The organism is Granulicella sp. S190 (assembly GCF_009766095.1).
Taxonomy (GTDB): Bacteria; Acidobacteriota; Terriglobia; order Terriglobales; family Acidobacteriaceae; genus Edaphobacter.
In genome coordinates this window covers 1-21141 of record NZ_LMUD01000015.1, presented here as the reverse complement: position 1 = coordinate 21141, position 21141 = coordinate 1, and the positions used below count along the sequence as shown (strand labels likewise).

The 21141-nt window shown below is 53.9% G+C and carries 14 protein-coding genes, 1 tRNA gene and 1 pseudogene; 12 read left to right on the top strand and 4 right to left on the bottom strand.

Annotated features, from left to right (window positions below; all coding sequences use genetic code 11):
• From GSQ94_RS09315 to GSQ94_RS09305, 3 genes are all read left to right on the top strand, one after another.
• Positions 1-536 (top strand): IS110 family transposase (locus GSQ94_RS09315; RefSeq protein WP_158943384.1); only part of this gene is annotated, 536 nt, incomplete at its 5' end.
• A gap of 546 nt (positions 537-1082) precedes the next feature.
• Positions 1083-1652, top strand: a complete 570-nt coding sequence (locus tag GSQ94_RS09310; protein ID WP_158943382.1) for a hypothetical protein — start codon at positions 1083-1085, stop codon at positions 1650-1652.
• A 116-nt stretch (positions 1653-1768) separates the two neighbouring features.
• Positions 1769-2848 carry a hypothetical protein gene (locus tag GSQ94_RS09305; RefSeq protein ID WP_158943380.1) on the top strand — a complete coding sequence of 360 codons (1080 nt, stop codon included), beginning with the start codon at positions 1769-1771 and terminating at the stop codon, positions 2846-2848.
• A 664-nt stretch (positions 2849-3512) separates the two neighbouring features.
• Here the strand turns inward: GSQ94_RS09305 and ispG are convergent.
• Positions 3513-4745: a flavodoxin-dependent (E)-4-hydroxy-3-methylbut-2-enyl-diphosphate synthase gene (gene ispG, locus GSQ94_RS09300; protein WP_158943378.1), complete on the bottom strand. Its 1233-nt coding sequence runs from the start codon at positions 4743-4745 to the stop codon at positions 3513-3515.
• A 65-nt stretch (positions 4746-4810) separates the two neighbouring features.
• Here ispG and GSQ94_RS09295 point away from each other — a divergent pair.
• The 4 genes from GSQ94_RS09295 (at position 4811) to GSQ94_RS21650 (ending at position 9073) form a co-directional block, all read left to right on the top strand.
• Positions 4811-4887 (top strand) — tRNA-Arg (locus GSQ94_RS09295).
• 385 nt (positions 4888-5272) lie between these two features.
• Positions 5273-6274: an AAA family ATPase gene (locus GSQ94_RS09290; RefSeq protein WP_158943376.1), complete on the top strand. Its 1002-nt coding sequence runs from the start codon at positions 5273-5275 to the stop codon at positions 6272-6274.
• A gap of 689 nt (positions 6275-6963) precedes the next feature.
• Positions 6964-8961 (top strand): S8 family peptidase, encoded by a 1998-nt coding sequence (locus GSQ94_RS09285; protein ID WP_216843056.1) that lies wholly within the window; start codon positions 6964-6966, stop codon positions 8959-8961.
• A complete protein-coding gene (locus GSQ94_RS21650; protein ID WP_256369967.1) occupies positions 8945-9073 on the top strand; it encodes a hypothetical protein in 129 nt (42 codons plus the stop codon). The genes GSQ94_RS09285 and GSQ94_RS21650 overlap by 17 nt, the downstream gene beginning before the upstream one ends.
• Positions 9074-9076: 3 nt before the next feature.
• Here the strand turns inward: GSQ94_RS21650 and GSQ94_RS09280 are convergent, their stop codons facing one another.
• Positions 9077-10018 (bottom strand): DUF4238 domain-containing protein, encoded by a 942-nt coding sequence (locus GSQ94_RS09280; protein WP_158943372.1) that lies wholly within the window; start codon positions 10016-10018, stop codon positions 9077-9079.
• Between the two features lie 302 nt (positions 10019-10320).
• Here GSQ94_RS09280 and GSQ94_RS09275 point away from each other — a divergent pair, with 302 nt between their 5' ends.
• Positions 10321-11184, top strand: coding sequence for a hypothetical protein (locus tag GSQ94_RS09275; RefSeq protein ID WP_158943370.1), 864 nt, complete (start codon positions 10321-10323; stop codon positions 11182-11184).
• A gap of 93 nt (positions 11185-11277) precedes the next feature.
• Here the strand turns inward: GSQ94_RS09275 and GSQ94_RS09270 are convergent, their stop codons facing one another.
• Positions 11278-12858 (bottom strand): ParB/RepB/Spo0J family partition protein, encoded by a 1581-nt coding sequence (locus GSQ94_RS09270; protein ID WP_158943368.1) that lies wholly within the window; start codon positions 12856-12858, stop codon positions 11278-11280.
• Between the two features lie 78 nt (positions 12859-12936).
• Positions 12937-13101: pseudogene (locus GSQ94_RS09265) on the bottom strand (DUF1738 domain-containing protein); the annotation flags it as partial.
• A 1421-nt stretch (positions 13102-14522) separates the two neighbouring features.
• Here GSQ94_RS09265 and GSQ94_RS09260 point away from each other — a divergent pair.
• From GSQ94_RS09260 to GSQ94_RS09245, 4 genes are all read left to right on the top strand, one after another.
• Positions 14523-19910 carry an RHS repeat-associated core domain-containing protein gene (locus GSQ94_RS09260; protein ID WP_158943366.1) on the top strand — a complete coding sequence of 1796 codons (5388 nt, stop codon included), beginning with the start codon at positions 14523-14525 and terminating at the stop codon, positions 19908-19910.
• Between the two features lie 127 nt (positions 19911-20037).
• Positions 20038-20358 carry a hypothetical protein gene (locus tag GSQ94_RS09255; protein ID WP_158943364.1) on the top strand — a complete coding sequence of 107 codons (321 nt, stop codon included), beginning with the start codon at positions 20038-20040 and terminating at the stop codon, positions 20356-20358.
• 137 nt (positions 20359-20495) lie between these two features.
• Positions 20496-20690 carry a hypothetical protein gene (locus GSQ94_RS09250; protein ID WP_158943362.1) on the top strand — a complete coding sequence of 65 codons (195 nt, stop codon included), beginning with the start codon at positions 20496-20498 and terminating at the stop codon, positions 20688-20690.
• A gap of 10 nt (positions 20691-20700) precedes the next feature.
• Positions 20701-20967: a hypothetical protein gene (locus GSQ94_RS09245; protein ID WP_158943360.1), complete on the top strand. Its 267-nt coding sequence runs from the start codon at positions 20701-20703 to the stop codon at positions 20965-20967.
• The last annotated feature ends 174 nt before the right edge of the window (positions 20968-21141 follow it).

Below are 21141 nucleotides of genomic sequence, written 5' to 3'. Positions count from 1 at the left end.
AGAACGCCGATGCCAACCTGACACCGCAGATCCGCAACCTCATCGACATTCTGTGGAGTGAGTGGAAGACAGTGGAGCAGCAGATCAAGGAGCTTACCGAACAGTTGGAACGCATCTCCGATGCAGACGCGGGGTGCACTCGCATCCGTCAGATCCCGGGCATCGGACCCATCGTCGCGACCGCCATCGTTGCCGCGATCGGCAACGGCGCGGCATTCCGCAAGGGGCGAGACTTCGCAGCATGGCTTGGAGTCGTGCCACGCCAGTACTCCACCGGAGGCAAGGCGAAGCTGCTCGGCATCAGCAAGCGGGGGAACATCTATCTGCGCAAGGTGCTGATTCATGGCGCACGAGCTGCCGTGTTGCGCATCAAGCGAGATCGAGCGGCCATCGGAGCCTGGCTGGATCGACTCGATGCCAGAGCACCCAAGAACGTCGTCGTAGTCGCCATGGCGAACAAGCTGGCACGCATCGCATGGGCCGTGCTGTCGAGCGGACAAGACTACCGACCCTCACCGATCATCTCAGCAGCGTGAAATAGAAGCGCCAGTACAGCCACCACATTCACGGATTTCAATTTACCCACCGAAGTCTGCACAGGAACAGCAACGACGAAAGAACAGTCACAACGGCGCGCCTTCAACCTGATACCGATATTGGTCTTCCACGACCGACCGACTTATAAGGACAGGCACGCAGCGGAACTCATCGTGGCCAGGAGAGACGATCTCCACTCAAAGGCCGGATACATTGCCGCAGACTTGTCTATCGCACGTAGCTTCTCCCTTGCAGTCCTGCGGCGGACCATACATTATCAGTAGTAACCATTCTCGATAACCCACATGGTGGCTTCAGACCATTTTCTAGGGATCGCGCTCTGGACCAACTCGAGGTTGATTGAGTTGAGGTCATCGACCAACGCCTAGAAGCGGTAGTTGTTCGGTCGTAGGTTCGGCTCTTGGTTGGATGCCCTGCACCGTCGGCTCGCGAGGGGATTTAGACCCGACGCGGTATTTTGTGTCTGGTTGCATTTATTGCATGTGTTAGCGTTTTGCTGAATGGAAAATTGGAAGAGAATTGTTTTGAAGGCTGCCGGGTTCGGTGGGGGATTGGCCCTAGTCGGGGCAATCATCCTTGGCGTGTGTGTCTGGTGGTCATCACGGCCGCCAAAGCCAAAGCCTTGGAATACCGGTGCAATCACTGCTCAGTATGAGGATGTGCGAACTCAAGGGGACAACAATACACTGGCGTTCGACTACACCCTCGTCAACAACACGGACCATGACTATCACCTGACCGATGCAACCGGGGTTCATATAGCTGCACATCTACGTCGTTCGAATGCTCTGAGCTTCGATGATTCAGGTCGGCTGAAGACCGATTATCCGATTTACGTTCCGGCGCATAGTCGCGTCCGGTTCCCGGTCCTCTTGGGGTATCCAATACCAGTGAAGGACGATTCGGACGCTCCGGTAGATGTGAGACATGACAACGAAACCAAGCTTGCAAAATACATCGTTGAGAACCTTTCGAACATTGACGGGCTGGTGCTGATGGATGACAACGCTCGTTATCAAATTAACTTCCCTGACGGCTGGACGCAACGCGCTAAGGAACCGCTCCGGGTGAAGAGTCCTGATACTTCGAAATGATGACCTCAAGGTTGGGCGCTCGCAGTTTTCTCCAAAATCCATGAAAATACTCTCCGCTTTTTCCCCTTGCAGGCGGTCTTCGTTTGGGTTACCCCCAACCGGATTACAATTGGCGCGTGAATCAAAAGTTCGTGAACGAGTGGGTGAAACCGGGGATTCTCGGCACCATTATCATGCTTGCCGGTATACCCATTACGGCGTGGGCGCTGAATCAGCCCATGCGGTCAGTCCTGACGTTCGCTGGCCTTAAGAACCTGTGGTTCGCCCCGGTCAGCGCTTGGACGGTGGTGTTTGCGATTCTGGCTGTCGGGTTCGTAGCCTTCCTCTATCGAAATGCACTCGCCAGAGCTGAAGAAGAGAAGGCGCATGTTGCACTGCTTCGAGACGAAGCAGGAATCGTTCAGGACCAAATCAAGCGCATACTACGTGACCATCAGACCGAGCTCACTGCACTGAAAAGTAAAGAACCTAAACTTCACGGCGTCTGGATTCCGACACAAACTTATTGGGCATTGGGTGGGCATGGGAATCAACCCGCAACTCAGGTCGTCGGCTGGATGGACTTGACCAGCTCGAATACCAAAGAGAACATCATCCTGCTCGCTGGATACATAAACGGGAGACGCGCGAAAATTTTCAGTAACCTCACCATCAAACCTGGTTTCGTCAATAAGTCCCAAGTGTTCCTGTTTTTCTGGCCGCCTCTTGAGGTGAAAAATGGTGAACCACTTGAGACGACAATCGTCGTCGAGGACCAGTTCAATCGCAAGTACGAACTCCCTCATCAGGCTTTTCATTCAACTGCTGGACAGCAACAATTTCCTGTGCCGACTGACGAACCGAAGCTGCATCTCGCTTGGCGTTTCGTCGGCTGGTGCTGGACTGACGTGGATGAAGTCATGATTACGGGTGACGGTACGCTCGTCCTCGACAACGTCAAAGAGGACATAATGTTCACCGGAGTGAAGGTAGAAGGCGCTGACGTATCTGATGTTTTCGACGGGTTCACATTGAAGCCAAGCGAACCGTATTTCACCGGCATCAGCGTGAAGTTCAAGGGTATGAAGCCCAAAGACGACGTGCCGTTGAAAGCAAAACTCACCTTTGTCGATTTGCGCGGAAACAAATACCCGGTGGATGAGCACGAGTTCAGGCTGCTCGAGCACCCTGAGAATTTCGGCGGCATACCGTTCTAGTTGACAGGCTTCTCAGCTTGCTGTGCTGTGGGTGCTGGGGCACCCCAATGGCTGCGTAGCAGTCTAAAATTGGGCCGACGGCGAGTTACTCTTTTGCGCCGGAAATGAATAAGAGCTATAGGTCCTCATAAACGCCGTTATCGGAAGACGGGTAGAGACGCAGATTCTCTTCGGGAATGACAACAAAAAGGGCAACAGCAGCAAGTTTGACTTTAGTCTCCAGAAACGCGCTTCTCTGCACCTGGACGAGAAGACGCATTTCGGGGCAAGTGAACGTGTCAGCTCGGCACCCAAACGCTTGGAGTACGATCTTTTACGCTTCCGTTCTGATCGGCCGTCAAAATCTGTCAAGCCCTGAACCGAAGCAAACCCTGCAAAACAAGGACTTCCACGTGGCATATTAGTTCCGCCCCAAAAGCTATACTTGTTATGAAGACCAAACCCAATTAACCCCGGAGATTATCCGGGGCTAATTTATTGATAACAAGTATTTTAGGCGCAACTCATTTGTTATGAATATTTTGCAGGCACACCTACCCTGTAAACTATTGAATACAAGTATTTTACGCCCAAAATATCCCTGAGGGGGAGGGGGTACCAGCAAGATACGGCAAGAGCTTCGAGATGCACGTCATCGCAAGCAGCTATCAATAAGAAAAAGAGCTTAGACCTCGATCAGAACGCGGCCATAACGCTTCTCGACGTATTCATCGAGGATCACCTGAAACTCCTCGACGATCCGATCACCCTTCAACGTGGTGAACAGCTTGCCGTCCACATAAACCGGAGCCTTAGGCTCCTCAAACGTACCCGGCAGCGAGATCCCAATGTTGGCGTGCTTCGACTCACCAGGTCCGTTGACGATGCAGCCCATCACGGCCAACTTCAGTTCCTCGACTCCCGGATACTGCTTCTTCCACTCCGACATCGAGGCCACAAGATAGCCCTGAATCCGCTCAGCCAGCTCCTGGAAGTAGGTAGAAGTCGTCCGGCCGCATCCAGGGCAACTCGTCACCTGGGGCATGAAGCTGCGAATCCCGAGCGACTGCAGAATCTGTTGTCCGCAGCGCACCTCCTCCGACCGGTCCCCACCCGGAGTCGGAGTCAAGCTAACCCGAATCGTATCCCCGATCCCGGAAAGCAGCAAAGGAGCCAGACCCGCAGCCGAAGCCACGACGCCCTTCATCCCCATCCCGGCCTCGGTCAAACCAAGATGCAGCGCATAGTCGCAACGCTTCGCCAGCTCGGTATAAACATCGATCAGATCCCGTACCCCCGAAACCTTCGCCGACAAAATAATCTGGTCCCGCCGCAACCCGTAACGCTCTGCCGCAGCAGCATTATCCAGCGCCGACACCACCATCGCCTCCATCATCACATCGCGGGCAGGCAGCGGGGTGGAGGACTTCGAATTCTCATCCATCATCTTCGTCAACAACGCCTGGTCGAGCGAGCCCCAGTTCACCCCGATCCGCACTGGCTTCTGATGCTCTACCGCAACCTCAACCATCGTCCGGAAGTTATCATCATCCTTCCGCCCGATCGACACATTGCCCGGATTGATCCTGTACTTCGCCAGCGCCTTCGCCGTCTCGGGATACTTCCTCAGCAGCAGGTGGCCGTTGTAGTGAAAGTCCCCGATGATGGGAGTAGACCAGCCCTTCTTCGCCAACTCTTCGACGATCGCCGGGACAGCCTTCGCCGCCTCGTCGTTGTTGACGGTCACGCGCACCATCTCGGAGCCGGCACGCGCCAGCGCCGCAATCTGCTGCACCGAGCTCTCAACATCGGCCGTATCCGTATTGGTCATCGACTGCACCACAACCGGTGAATCCGACCCAACCCGAATTCCACCAATATTCACCGTAACCGCACGTCGACGCTGTATCTCAGGCATAAACTCTCCACCCTCAAGTTTACCACCGCGCCACCAACAACCTACGCGATACACTACCGGAATGTGGCCCGGTAGCTCAGTTGCATAGAGCAGCGCACTCCTAACGCGAAGGTCGCAGGTTGGACTCCTGCCCGGGCCACCACACAAAACCCTTATAAATAAAGGTGATTTGCGAACCCACCATTTAAAGAGGATGGGCGCGAAAAATGACCGTGTGATACAAAAGTGATACAGGCGAATTTTATTAGCGCACTTTGATGCACAGGCACGCACGGCCTTGCATCAGCGGTGCCGCCGCCGCCTCTGCGTCGGCTGTCTCGCTTGGCATCAAGGGCGGAACACTCTAGCGGAGAGAGCGTCTTGAACCTGAGCCGTGTTCGCGCCGACTTATAATTGGGCAGTTGATGAACGCCTTCCGTGGTTGAGTGGTTGGCGCTGTTTAGATGTCCAGTTCCCCACAGCCTACGGCTCAAGAATTGCGTTGACGTGACTTCCCTAGGGTTGTGTATTGATAGAGAGGAGATCTAATGAAAGCCGAAATGCTAAAGCGGGTTGTGCGCGCGATCGCTGACGGTTCGAAAAAGGATCTTCAGGCCCTCGCAACGAAGATTGTCGAAGCGGAAAGAAAGACCGGTCACGTCAAACTCGCCGACGAACTCTCTGCCATCATGCGAACGGCCAAGACTTCTGAAACTCCAACAGGTAGGAGAGTCCTAGACCTTTCAAAAAAGCTAACAGAGCTTCCCGTGAGCCGCCGTCATGGCGAATCATTGGTTACGCTGCACTCTCCAGAGCAGCTCGAACATGAGATGGTGCTTGAACCCGCGACCGAGGCTCGCTTCGCCCGGCTTGAGAAAGAATATGCCGCACGCGAGCGCCTCGGAAAATTTGGCCTGTCGCCGCGCCGAACGGTGCTTCTTTATGGCCCTCCTGGTTGCGGCAAATCCCTAGGGGCGAAGCGCCTTGCATGGAACACCGGACTTCCCCTTATGAAAGTCCGTCTAGACTCGCTCATTTCATCGTATTTGGGCGAATCGAGTTCAAACCTTGGCGCCATTTTCGCAGCGGTGCGCGAACACCCTTGCGTTCTCCTACTCGACGAATGCGATGCTATCGCACGGGCTCGGAATGGAAGTAAGGATATCGGCGAGGCGTCACGCATCGTTAACGCTTTGCTTCAACTGATGGACGAGTATGATGCCCCCGGTCTGCTAGTGGCCACAACGAACATTGGTGAATCGCTCGACCCGGCTTTGTTCCGTAGATTTGATGATGTCATTCCCGTCCCGCTTCCCGGAGCTGCAGAGATTCAACGGCTGCTGCGGTGGACACTTTCAGCTGTGCCTTTCGCCGAAATGATCAATTGGGATCGGCTCGTAGAAAAGCTCGAAGGATCTTCGGCAGCGATGGTTGTACGCGCTGCTCAAAACGCTGCCAAAGCCGCCGTGATGTCTGGAGCTAAGGGAATCAATGACACGCTACTCGAAGAAGCAGTCGCGGAGATCAGAAGTTCCAATTTAACGGCTTAGGACCATGGCTGATGCCTGAAACTCACAACTTCGAACACCTTCCGCTCCTGTTGCGTCAACAGGGACCGGCCCGCCCTGGACGCGGGCCGACGCCAACCCCTCAGACAATTGCAAATCGCCAATCAGCAGCTAGGCACAGTGCCGCTTTGGCGAGTGCGACCGGCTCGGCTGTAGAGGGTTATAAGCAACTGCGCGACGATAGACAGGCACAGGGCAGACCCGTACTACCGTCAGGTATACCTTTGCTTTTGCAAGTAGACCCTGGGTTGGATTTAGATAAGCTTCGTCACTTCTTCAAATTCGAGATCGTCTCCGAAGAAGAAGAGGGGTTTGTCATAGTCGCCTCCGAAGACTTGGACTTGCGTGTATTTGAAGAGGCTGTGCGGGGATTTGCCGTGGAAGTTCACGGCACGGCGACAGTGGCACAGGTGCACCAACTAGGTGACCAACCAGACGACCAAAACTCAAGACTTCGTCGAATCCTCTCTGAAGAGTTGTATGCGGCGTGGCCCCAGATTAGAGACGATCAGACTTATATCGTTGATGTCGGCATTGCTTGCGCTGGATCAATTGAAATCCCAAAAGAACCCGCCCGAGGCAAAAGGGATACGGACGCCACATGGGCGAAAAAGCAAGAGGAGTGGGCCGGAGCAAGATCTGCAGCATATACGACTTGGGATGAGCTCAAGATGGCCCGAGAGACTGACATTGAGAATTTTTCTCAGGGATATGACGCAGAGATTTTGCATATCGTGGAGGAAGGAGCGGACGCTACTGCGTCTCTTCCCGACAGCTTCAGCGTCCGTATAAGGATTTCAGGTGTCGGATTCAGAGATTTGGTTCTGACATACGCCTATATTTTCGAGGTCGTCGAGCCCGACGACATAATCCTTCCCCAGAGAGATCACGTTGATGATTCGACACCACCTTATGGAGAAGTCCCCGCAGCACCAGATAGCGAAGCTCCTGCGGTGTGCGTAATCGACAGCGGCATTCAAGAAGGTCATGTTTTTCTTCAGACTGCGATAGCCACCGACGAATCACATTGTTTCCTTCCAGGTTTGCCTCCAGATCAAGTCAGTGACCTAGTGGCTCCGAGTGGACATGGAACTCGTGTGGCGGGTGCCGTGCTTTATGGAGAGGCGATCCAACCTCAAGCAAAGCATTTGTTTTGGGTGCAAAACGCCCGAGTGCTGGATGAGAATGCGCGCATGCCACTCGACCTTTACCCCCCGGAGGCCGTTCGCGCCGTGATACGGCGGTACGCCGAAGGTCCTCGTGAGACACGAATTTTTAATCAGTCAATCAACGCGTCTGCGGGCTGTCGCCTGAACCGGATGTCAGCTTGGGCTGCGGAGATTGATCTTCTCAGCGAAAAGTACGACATACTTTTCATTCAAAGCGCGGGAAACTTGCCGTTCCGCGGCCCCACTACACAGCCCGGGATTCACGATCACCTTCTGGCCGGCAGGGACTACCCTGCTTACCTCCTAGAAAAATCTGCGAGAATCGCGAATCCAGGGCAAAGCCTACAGGCACTGACCGTGGGTTCTGTTGCGTACGGTGATCTTCAGACTGATTCTTGGAAGACCTTCGCTACTCAGAAGGGCGCTCCATCTGCGTTCTCTAGAACCGGTCCAAGCCTCTGGAACGTAATCAAGCCGGAAGTAGTCGAGTATGGTGGCGATGACGTTCGAAGCCATGAAGGAACGGATGTGAACACCGGCGCGCAAATTGTCGGGGCGTGTCCGGAATTGATCCGTTCGACGGCGTTTCCGCCAGGACCTGCATTCAACCGCGAGGTGTCGGGCACCTCATATGCGGCTCCGAAAGTCACACGAATAGCCGCAATATTAAACCTCCTACTTCCGGATCAACCCGCATTACTCTACCGCGCATTGATTATTCAATCGGCTCGATGGCCCGATTGGGCTGAGGCAAAGATTGACCGGATACGCGCTCTCCCTCCGGGCGAAGACGACGCTACGAAGCAAGCGTTGATGATTGAGGTGTCTGACCTCATTAGGTCAATCGGGTACGGCATACCGGACGAAGCAAGAGCGAGCACGAATACTGACTACAGAGTTACGGCCATCACTGACGATGCGGTCGCGATCCACGCGGGAGAGTGCCATATCTATCAAATCCCGATCCCCGAGCAGCTCCGGGCGCAAGGGCAGGAATTTGATGTTCGTGTCGACGTTTGCCTTTCGTGGGTAGCACAGCCTCGTCGTACACGGCGGAAGCTTCGCCGATATCTCTCCACCTGGGTTGACTGGAAAAGTAGCAAGCTTGGCGAGGGTCTCAAAGACTTCTGCGCCCGAGCACTTAAGCATCCTGAAGAAGCAGCCGAAGGAATCACAGGATCGGTTCTGCCTTGGACACTACATAAGAATCCCGACCATGGATTCATTCGAGAGGCCAAATCGAACAGCGGGACAGTACAGAAGGATTGGGCCGTAGTTAAGTCCAACACACTTCCGGATCACTTCTGCATCGCAGTCGTGGGACACGAAGGATGGAGCAAAGACCCCGACTCTAGAGCTCGTTACGCGCTAGCCGTCACCTTTGAAGTGCTAGGCCAAGAACTCCCGATTTATGAAGATCTGAAAGTTGCTTTGGAAGCACTTGAGGCAGAAAGTGGACTTGAAGTCGAGACAGAGGTCGAGGTTGAAGTCCAAGAATGAGAGCCTGGCGCAGGCTACGAAAAGAGTTCGCGTAGGCAACGTCCGCAACAATCGTCCGGAGATGTTGAAGAAAACGCTGGAGGCGGCTGGGTCTGGCACCCTCCCACTATGAAGCTCATTGGCTCGTAGGCATTGAATGCAACAAAGCAGTCTTGCCAAACTTGATGGCACCTGCGTACTGCGTGAAGAGGCGGCCTATTCGGCGATTCCCACTGGACGCATACATGAAGGATTGGCCCCAGCCCATTAGCGCACGATTGATTTCATCAACCCGTGAAGCGCTCACGTGCAGCTTTTGTCGCGTAGCGCCTCGACGGAGATGCATTGCGGCGCGCTTGTTCAAAGGAAAGAAAACTTCGGTCTGCTGATGAGCGAATCCAGGCCCAAAAAGTGCTGAGCCATCTCTCTGGTTGATGAGGGTCATTACAGGGGTGTCCGTGGTGATGAAGCTGGAACCTTCGGGGGCGTACAGGAGATCGTGCTCAAACTCTTCCACCAGAATTCGAATGATCTTCTGCGTAACCCGCATCACGGATGCAAGGGCAAAGTCATTATTCTTGTGAGACAGTTCATAATCACCTTTAACGAAGGTTTCCCGCGCCTCGTCGGTGTCTATCCGCGTGCCAAAACGCTCATTGACCTTAGCGACCGTCTCTTCGAATTTCGTGTCTTTGCGCGCGATATCCGCAGCAAGCTTTTTTGCCAGTTCGATCTGACTCTCTTTCACAAAGTCGATGAAGTGCGGTACTCGGGTAAACGATAGTGCGATGAACGCGCGAATATTGCCAGCGTCCTCGTCGGTCATAAGAAACAGCGGATTTCTGGATTTCAGAATGGCCGGAGCGACGATACTCTCCGTCCGGGAATACATCTTTTCCAACGCATCCGAGTCGAGCGCCTCATGTGAAAGCGCGTAGTAGTCCGGCTTGTTGGCTTCCCGCTTAGGAGTGGACGCGCGAGGGGCTGCGTACTTCTCGTGGACCCAAAGCAATCCTTTCTTCTCTGTAAAGCCCTTCAAGTAAAACTCCGGGATGTAGTGCCCTGCCGCAGATCGCATAGTTTCCTAACGAGTTCCAGAACAATGTTCTCAGAACTCAGGTTCAGCTATTTGCGACGTAGTGAAATCATCACCTGGACAAAAGACAAAAGCAGCCCAATTACAGTCAAAGTCATCATCAAAACCTCCGTGGCGGTTGAGCGTCGCTCGACCACATTCACACAGCTAATGTTCTCCCTACCGGGAATCGAGAAGTTGTAGAACTGGTTGCACGCCCCGTTTGTTACGCGCATCATCTTTTTATGCAAATTTATGACGGCAAAAATCACGCCGGAGGCCAATACGAGCGTTTCATACGAGATATGATCCTCGACCTCCTCAATGGTCAGGAGACAAGGTGGGGCGTCCTGAACTGGCCGCCGATTCCGGGCCTGAAGCTCCCCAGCGCATCACGGCGTAGAGCCGCCAACTCCGCCTTCATCAACCGGCTTCGCGCGTTCGTGGACGGTTTCATCCAGACTGGAATCGACAGCAATGGCGTCGAGACACCGTCCAGCCGCAGAGTTCGTGCTTCGGTGGATGAGTCTCCCATCATGACGGTATCGGCGGACGAGAGTCCAGTGGTTATCTTTGACGAGATTCATGAGTCGTGGCGACGAAACCAGCCGCGACCATTGTTGAACGGTGACGGTACGACGGCGGTAGGCGTGAATCAGCCCCGGTGGGAGAGCCAAGACGCCGAGCTATATGCACGGGATATGGCAACTTACTTCTTCCAAGAACTTCTCGCATCACCGTTTTGGAGTTGCATCGGCAAGTGCGTCAATCCAAATTGCAAACGATACTTCTTTCGCAAACGCCAGAGAAAGACGGCAGTTAAGCGCGGGAGCTATTGTGGAAATTGCAAGCTTGTTGGCGGAGCGGAAAGGACTCGGCTGAGCCGCGAACGGGCAAAGCTAGAGATGCTTAAGGTGGCAGGGCAAGCCTGGCAGGACTGGGGCAGCCGCGGGCGTCGGACAGACCGTGCAGCTTGGGTCGCGGACAGAGTCAATAAGGTCTTCGGAAAGACGCGGTTTATCCGCCCGAAGTGGGTCAATCAAAATCGAGAAGCAATTGAGACCCTCGTCGGAGAAGAGCCGCAGGCGCTATTGGGGGAAGGTGCAGGAGGAGGAACTAGACTCCTGCCGCGCAGCCGGCGAGTGAAGGCCGGACAAGAAGCGGGATGAGGGTGCAGGGAGAAACCGAAGCGGGTTCTCCCTGCGCGAATTATTGGCAAGAAAGAAACGAGGCGGCAGGTTCGCCGCCCCGCTGGGACAACGCTAGGCTGCTTTCTTGGCTTGCGGCTTGGGAGGCGTTGGCTTGACCGCCTTCTTTGCCTTGTCCTTCGCGGCGAACTCCTGCTTCACTTTGAGGGCGATTGCGTCGGTGTCCACCTTATAGGCTAGTGCTGCATTCCTCAAAACCTTTCCGGCGTCGGTCTGGTGTCTTGCCGAAAGGAGAATAATTCCCTCGACAATCAAGCGTCCGAGTGCTGACTCGTCCGCTTTCCGGGCGAAGGCGAGCATCATCTTCCCAATGGCATCTCCGTCCTGCGTCCTGATACTCCGGCTCCGGGCGAGTGTCTGCAATCTGCGCTCGTCTAGTAGAGGCATCAGGTTCTCGGTGATGAAGAGCAAGTCTCGCTTCATCAGACGAACGGGAACGGCGGCGACGATGGAACTGAGGACGCGCAACCCGGTTGCATTAGCAAGCGCCTCTTCGCGGCGTTCCTTCTCCCGTTCTGCTTTCGCGTTGGTGTTGGCTCTGTTCGGCTGCTTCTTGGGATGGTGGATGGGACATTCGGGATTTATGCAGACCTTGCGAACCTCGCCCTTCTCAAGTCCAACCGTCACAATGGCCTCACTCATAAAGCGACACGTCTTGAACTCGGGCAGCTTCGCCATCTCCGGGGTCTTCGGCTTGTCCGCTCGAAGTTCGACATACTTGTTGCGTGGAATGGCTGCGACACCTTCGGGCATCGTGCCGTAGCTCGTACTGATTTGAACGAGTTTCGGCTTGTTGGCGAGTGTGGCCTGAACGTGTGCCTCGACCTTCGCCGCGTAGCAGGTCGGGTCGGTGCAAGCGTCTTGCTGCACGTCGGCAAACAAGAGCCTGTTTTGGCCTGTCCTCTTGGGGCAATCGAGACAGCTACCAGCGGCGGGAACGAGGGTCGCGTCCTTTCTGCTGAACGGTGCCAGCTTCAAAATGAGCATGAGTTGATGCTCAATCCAGTGCTGCAAGTGGCGAACGGGCAGCAGGATGCGCTTAGGTTTCTTGCCTGTTCCCGCCCATTCCTCACGGAAGCATTCGTTCAATGCCTTCTCCTGCTGGTCGGGCTGCAGCTTCGCCAGAAGCAAGGCATGTCCGACGCCGATCTCCTCGGCATAAAACGCCTCGACCACGGACGCGCATAGGTCGGTGAGCTTCAGGCGTTGGGCAACGTAGACGGGCGATTTGCCCGTCCGGGCCGCGATCTGCTCAACACTGTACTTCGGCTCCTCCAAATTGAGAAGCGCACGGAAACCCTGCGCCTCTTCTAGCGGGTGAACGTCGCGGCGTTGAAGGTTCTCGACAAGCTGGATTTCGAGAACTTCCACGTCGGTGAGATTGGCGATGCGGCAAGGGGCATCCTGCTTCTCGGCCAGCTTGGAAGCGCGGAAACGCCTGGCTCCAACAACAACCTCGAAATCCTGCTCGGTGATGGGACGAACAAGCAAGGGTTGGACGACTCCACTGGTGCGGATACTCTCGGCCAGTTCGCGCAACGCATCATCCTCGAAGATGCGGCGGGGGTTGGTTTTCGATTCGGTGAGGACGGAAAGAGGAAGGTTGCGGTACTCGGTAGCAGTTTGCGTGTTCATGGTGTTCTCCTTCTGCGTTTGGGCGTGCGGTGGCGTTATGCGGACGGCGCGAAGCCACCCGCCATAAAAGAAAGGCGTTTAGCTGGCTTGCGCCAGTTCGGGCTCTGTTTCGGCTTCGGTGGTGTCTTCCGCTGCTGGCGTTTCCAGCGCGGAGAGAATGACGGCGGCGGTCTTCTGAATCACTTCCAAGCTCTCGGCCAGAAGTGCGGCGTTGCCGTGATACAGGTGGATGTAATCGGCGTTATGTTGTGCCCAACATAATGTGGATTATGTTGTGTTCTCATTTATGTTGTGCTGCTCTCCAGGAGTCGCTCTGGGATAAGGTTCTCACGATGTGGAGACAACATAAATATTGGGCAGCATTTCTGGAGATGCAAGCTCAGCAGTACTCGTGGTCAAAAACGTACGGGGTCAATCTGTCTGGCCGACAAAACTTCCTCACCAAGCGACCGCAACTCGCGGGCGAGAGCGATGCATATGCAACACTCTGCCACTGTTTATGAATTCTCTCTGGGCAAACAGATCTCAGTTCGAGCAAGGAGGCCAAGTCGAGGTTTTTAACCTGCACCTAGTCAACAAAGGCTTAGGGCTCGTCGCGAGGCCTCCGATGAACACGGCTAAATTACCCTGCATGATAAAGGACATTATCATGCGTGAAAATAGTTCAAATAGCTCACAAAATATTTTGCATTTTCTTTGAGTTGCGTACTTTGAAACTCCCTCCAAAGTTGTATTCATTTTGTCCGTGGCTTGCCTTTTGATGTGTTGAGCTGCAACTTCCGGTTCCCTGAGGTATTTCGAACGTGAGATTTGCCAATCGCTTGCTGTATCTTTTTTGCCCGTCCATCTGTATCGCGCCACTCCCAAATTCCTTCCAGATCAAAGTTCGACAGCGAACCTCGCGAAATTTTATCTTATTCTTTGGGCTCGTCCTTATCGTCCTACAAAGCTTTAGTGGACGGATTGCATACGGCCAGACTGCTGGCCCCAATGCTTTACGCAGTGACGAAGCAATTACATTTCTCCAGAGCAGCTTGCATGTGATCGGAGCCGTCGACGCTTCTGTCTCCAATCTAAGTTGTAGCGTCACAGGAGAACTCTCGAATCAATCCGGGGGCTCTGCCGCGAGGGAGTGGAGCGAAAGCCTTTATACGAGCCTGATGCCTTCCCCCACTTCACTTCAAAGCGGATCGAAATCGGATACTATCGAAAACCAGCAGCTTCGAATTCGTAACGCCAGGCTGGAAGCGTGGCTTCATCATCCTAATTTTGCTCTGAACCGTCTTCTGCAAGATCCATCCTTCGCTCTTGAATTGCACAAGCTATCGGATGGTCGCATTCAACTGGTTGCTACTGAAACAAGAGCTGGCAAACCGATCCCTCCTGCGAGTCAGACCTGGTACTTTTCTCCCGGAGACCAACTTCCCATCAGAGTTGAATACTCCCTCGTAAATCCCAAGCACAACAGCTTCTTCTTACAGAGATCGATCGAATATGTTGGGTTTAAGCAGTTCGGAGAAATCAAGTCGCCAACGCAGGACATCATCAGGACAGGATCTAGTCTCTCCAAAGAGAGAACAATAACTGATATGCACTGCACACCTCTGACATAAAAACTTAGCGCGTTCTCCCCCTTTCTTTGAAACAGAAATGAGAGATTTGTTATGTTGAAGCGACTTCTGATTTTGGGTTTTGCGATTTTCTGCCTGATGAACTACAGGGCGGTTGCTCAGATAGATACAACGCAGGCTATGGGAATAAACCCTTATCAGTCTTACAGCAGCGATTCCTTCGGATCTATAAACCAGTTGAACGGCGTGCTCTCCGGTGATATTCCTCTGGTTTCATTTCCACAGAAAGGTTCTCTTCAACTGCAATTCTTTTTGCACTTTGCCGGCGGTAACGCGTGGCAACTACTTGAAGAAGACCCCGATGCAAGTGGTGATTTCCAAAGAGTTTTTTGGACTCCGATGAATGCTTTTGGCCCAGTCATAACGACCAACTATACATTTTCCTATTCATATGCGTACCCCAGTTACGATCCCAATGGGATCGAATATTCTCCTCAAGTGGCTTTGGTTGATCCAGAACAGGGAACGCACCCGTTTCTCTCTGACGCGACTGACCCCTTGAACATCTCACGTACCTATGACGGAAGTGGATACCTACTAAATTCCCAAGGGCTGCTTACGTCGGACGGCACCCTAATTTCTGGCAGCACAATTCGGGATTCGGACGGGAATGGCATCTCCAACATTTTTTCACCACCTACTAATCCGAATCTTGCGATCAGTGATAGCGTGGGGCGGTCCATTCCGGTGATCGGAACGCTAAACGGTGGTTATGAGCTTCCCGCTGCAGCAACGTCTTCAACCGCTGGTTGCCCAGTTCTTGGATACCGCAATCAGGCGTTGGTCGGAAGTGCCGTGTGGCAAATACCGGGCGCCAATTCGGGAACCGAACAGTTTCTTATCTGTTACGCCCAGATATATTTTGAATTTAGCAATGCTATAGCCAGTTCTGGAACGCAATATGTAATTCAGAGCGTGGTATTGCCCAATAAAACCTATTGGGCATTTGAATATGATTCGACTGATTCATCGTTTTCAACCACTTCGGCGGGGAACATTACGATGATCACAAATCCGGCAGGTGCGACAGCAACTTATGCGTATCAGGCAATCGTTCCCTGTTCAGCTCCTAGTGGAGATGTTGACATATTCGGAGTGCAATCCAAAACTATAACCGACGGTAGAGGTGGGAGCGCCACTTGGCATTATTTTTATTCAAATACAAACTTTCCCAGCGGGCCAACCTACTCGCTCATTACCGATCCAGCCAATAATGATGAAGAGATCGACTACACGATTGCTCAGCAGCAAACGTGTCAGATCTATGAGAATGCGGATATCCACTACAAAGGTTCTAAGGCTGGCGGGGTTGTGGCGAGCCGGATCAACACAGATTATTCCATTATTGCGACATCAGCGGCATCTCCTCCAGTCGCATATAGCGTTTTTCCCAAAGACAAAACAACTGTTGTAAACGGTCTTTCAACCACAACCAGTAATGCTTATGATCCTGGATTTAGTTCCACACAACTTGCTTGCTACTCTTCATGTGCAGCGGGTCCTGCAACGGTTTTACCGTTGGGGTTGAAAACGGATGAACGCGTCACTGATTACAACGGACAGCTTTTGCGCGATGTGACGACTCGCTATAAATGGCAAGACGACTCCCGCTATCTCAGCAATAACATCCTGAATTCCGTAGACCTTTCGACAATATTTGATGGAAACGGTCATCAGATGAGTCAAACCACCACATCCTTCGATGACACAGCGTTTGTAGCCAATCCCGGCGTATATGGGCACCCAACGACCGTGACGATGGCCAATAATATGGGCGCCGCCATCGTCACCCACACCGCGTGGAATGCCAACGGGATGGTGGATCACACCACCGATGGGAGAGGATACGTTTCCGCACAGTACACTTACGGTTCGCAGTTTAGCGGCCTTTATCCGACCACGATTAAGAATGCCTTGGACCAGGCGACCACCTACGGATACGATTTCAACACCGGGCAAGTCACAAGTGTGATTGATTCAAACAACAACACAACGATAACAACTTACTATCCCTACGGCTGGCTCAAGTGCATACAGTACCCCGATGGCGGCAGCGTGCAGTTTGCCTATTCTTCAGATGCGGGGGCGATCTCGGCTCAAAATCCGCCTGCCCTGACGCAAACGACCGCAACTGGGGAACCCAGTGGACCAATGGTCCAAAAGACTGTGTATGACGGGTTAGGTCGGACGATTCAACAAACAGATCCGAGCGGAGCTATTGTTGACACAACCTATGACGGCCTGGGGCGCATTCACACGGTTTCCAATCCGCATTTCTCCTCTCCATCGTCTTCCGACGGAACGACCACGTTCGCTTACGATGCTTTGGGGCGTAAAACTGTTCAGACTCAGCCGGATGGAAGCATGCACCAATGGTGTTACGACGGGGTATTGAGCGGCCAATCCAGTTTTGCCTGCTCCCCCAATGCGAGTTCGAAAACCTCTGCGACTTGGGTGGATGATTCCGATGAAACAAACCGGCACTACCAGAGGGTTAGCGATGCTCTGGGGAGATTGACTGCGGTGATGGAGCCGGTCAACAATCTTCCTGCGCTGGAGACGGATTACAGTTATGACGCGCTCGGCAATGTGCTTACTGTCAACCAGAGAGGAGCTGCCGGCGAGACACCCCGTTCGCGCAGCTTTGTCTATGACAGCTTGTCGCGCCTGACCTCTTCCACGAACCCTGAGACGGGAACAATCGGCTACAGCTACGATGCCAACGGGAATCTTCACACCAAAACAGATGCACGGAGCATTTCAACGACCTATTCTTACGATGCTCTGAACCGGCTAACACAGAAATCGTACTCTGATGGAACACCACCGTCTCTGTTTGGTTACGACCCTCAAGGGATTACCATCGGCTCGACACGAGAGACTCCGAATATCAAGAACGTGGTCGGCAGGTTGGCTTGGGACTGCGTGTTCGTGAATAACAACTGTCAGAGCATGAACGCTTATAGCTACGATCCGATGGGGCGGTTGGCAACCCAATTTACTGGGACACCCAGTTCTTTTGCTGGAGCTCCAGTCGTAAGCATAGCTGCGACCTACGATCTTGCGGGAAACGTCAGTTCCGTTACTTACCCCGATGGCCGCACTGTAAACCAGTCCTGGGACGGAGGAGGACACCTGATCCAGGTTTCCGATGGCGGGGGATACAATTATTTGACAAGTGCCTCCTATTGGCCCAACGGGGCCCCTCAAGGAATCTCCTACGGCAATGGAGTGGCTAATGGTTACGACATGAACAATCGGCAGCAGACCAACGAGATCGGCCATGTTCGTATAGGGTCAAGCGCACCCGGCAGCTACACCGGTAACACGAGTCTGTCGATCAAAGCATACTGTTTTGGACCTGCGACTCCACCACTCGCCTCGACTATTCCAAGGTGTCCGGCGATTCTCTCGGGAGCTGCTGGGGCGGGTAACGATGGCAATATTTGGGAGATTTTGGATGCGCTAAACCCCGCCAATACGCAGGGATTTACCTACGACTCCCTTAATAGGATTACCAGCTACACACTTGGTGGAGCCTCAAACCAGACCTTCCAATACGATTCGTTCGGAAACATGAATCAATCGGGAACTCTCAGCTCAGGATTGAGCTTTGCGACGAACAACCGGATCAATTCCGCTAACTACGGCTATGATGCCGCAGGCAATTTGACCCAAGCCTACAATGGTATATCGACAGTCCCCTACAGCTACGATGCCGAGAACAAACTGGCTAGTGCAAATAATGGCTCTGCCACTTACACCTACGCTGCTGATGGCGCCCGTATCCGTAAAGATGTCAGTCCAGACTGGACAGAGTATCTAAGCTTCAACGGATCACCTCTGGCCGAGAAGGCCTCCGACGGAACCTGGAGCGACTACATCTTTGCCAACGGTCAACGTATTGCACGGGCCGACAACTACGATATCCGCATCCACATGAGCGGGACCAATTGCCCCAGCTGCAGCAGTAATCCGAACACGTTTGCTGGAATCACCGCGCTGACCGCGGCTAATGGATATAAGATCCGCTCTGGAGATGTTCTCAGCTGGCGTCAATATCAGGACGGTTCCACGACAGGAGGGCTTCTTCTCGCCTTCACTCCTTACACTGGCCTCATTGCAGCGCAGGACACCGATGGCCAGCCGATCGATCAGGACACGACGATAAACACCTGGCATATGCGAACCGTCGATCTGAGCCCGTATGCCGGCAATGTGATCGGGCTGATCGATCCGTTTCAGTGGACCAGCGCGCCTACGGGAAACTGGGATATTTATTATGGCGATATCGTCCTGACCAGCACGGACGGCACCTCGATCCCGATCTACAACCGCTCCATGACGACGTTCAACCTGTCCACAAATCCAGCGGTAAGCAACTTCAACGCCATTACCGAAAAGGTCGCGACGGTTCCCAATCCGTATGTCACCACCTTCTACTCCAGCGACCAGATCGGTTCCACCCAACTGCTGACCGACTATGGCGGCTGGCCCGTCTCCTCCACCCTCTATTACCCCTTCGGGGCTGAGGCAAATCCATCGGCTACCAACAACCATTACAAGTTCACCGGCAAAGAAAGAGACACAGAAAGCGGCTTAGATTATTTCGGCGCTCGCTACTTCGGATCGTCGATGGGACGGTTCATGTCGCCTGACTACGACGATGGCTGGGGGCCATCGCCCGTGCCGAGCGCGGACTTCACTAATCCTCAGACTCTCAATCTCTATTCCTATGTGCTGAATAATCCGCTGACGAACACCGATTCTGATGGGCATGACGTAAATGTCTGCTCCGTCAACTTGGAATATCAGCAGTGCGAATCGATTAGTAACGATCAGTATCGAGTGGCCCAGCAAGGCAACAACGGTGGCCTGAATGTGCCGACGCTCGATCAGGTCGGATCGAACGGTAATGGCAGCGGTCGGTTCAACTCCACGGCGATCACAGACTCAAACGGCAACACCGTTGGAAGCGCCACGTATGTCTCAAATGGTGGTGCCGACTACTATGCGAACGCGAACGGCTATCAGCAGTTGGCTACCGCGTCCCGCGCCACGAATCAAGTCACGGCTGTTTACGCGGGGGTTTATGGCGCAATCGGGGGAGCCATCATCGGAGGCGAGGTCGCAGCGGGTACTGCTGCTGCTCGGAGTAACCTAATCTTCCAGTTGGAAAAGCACGGAGTCGGCCTAGCGAATCTCTTGAGGTTGGGGCATAACGTTCCAATCGCTGAGATCGGCGAAATCAAGAATGCGATTGCTACGGCAGTTGCCACCGGAGCCATCACGAGCATGGGAGGCAATGCGTTCCAGGGGGTGGTGCAGGTGGCGGGGACGTTCATCCGGTTCACAGGTGCGACAACTCCGGCTGGACAAACAATCATCTCGAACGTGATGGGCGCGGCCCTTCAGAAGTGAGGCGTATATGAGATGGGAGAATGTTCGTAGCCTCTTGGGGCAACGTGGTGATCGTTCGATAGATGAGGTTCATAGCATCGAACCTCGCCCGCTTAATGAGCGTGAGACAGGCTGGATACGAGACCTCTTGCAGGTCAATGATGAATGGCGCGATGCCGACATCAGCAGGACTCAAGTGGTCGCCGAAGGTTGGTGCGGCGAGAATGGCGTCAGTTGGAGTTCGATCCTGCAAGCGCCCGAACCGGAGAACCCCAACCCAAAATCGGAGAGGGAGTCTGTCGGGAATCTCTGGATAAACAACGATGACGGAAGCGTCATCAACGTCCAGTTATCTCAGTTCAAGGGCCGACTTCAGGAAATATACGTGCTCTTCGTCGATACCAAACATCCGAAGCGGAAGCTTCCCGAAACATGGACTGAGGTCTCGCGCGAAGCGGCCAACCTATGAACGGACTGCTAAAGGAACCATCAGCCATGGAGTCATTGGCCCAAAGGCTAGCGGCTTCCCCGGCCCTGAAACGCTTCCCAAATCCGACCGAGGAGGGGCAGTCTATCGCCTACTCTCTGTCCGATCTGGAGGGGGCGATGCGCGTGTTCCTAGACGAGCAGTTGCCGAAGCTGGCCGATCCAACCGTTCAGGGCGAGGCGCTGGAGGACCTGATCTTGGACGTTCGGGAGGAGTTCCGGCACATCCTCTACCATCTCCACGACCCGGAGTTCTTCCGCGTGGTGGAGCCGACGCACGACTGGCTGACCTTGGCTGAGACGCCGAAGAAGTAGCGGAGCACTCATGGAGTTCAGCCCGGACGTTGAAATACAGAGGGTGTCCAGCGAAGCCGAAGAGTTCTTCGAGAAGGTTCTGTACGACGAGGAACCGCTGTTCGTGAGCGACGAGGCTACCCTCTGGGGCGTGTGGATGGGTGACGTGGACGAGATGCTGGAGCGATGCTCGGCCTACTACGGAGTGCCTGTCTCGTTCGAAGAATCTCAACAGCCCCTCTGGAAACTGCTCCTCCTGCTCAACCAAAAACGAGCGGCTGCACAGTCCCAAACCTGATCCTCTGGCCTCTGTTCCGCCCCGGAGAAAAGCAACGCTGCCTACGGCATCGGGAGTTGACCTGCCCCCAAGATCTGTACGTTTGTGAATACGAATTTATCCCGTCGTCGGAGCTGTGGCAAAGTGGGAAACGCTGAAGGCGTTTTCCAAGCAGGCGTAGCCTGCGTCTTTTCC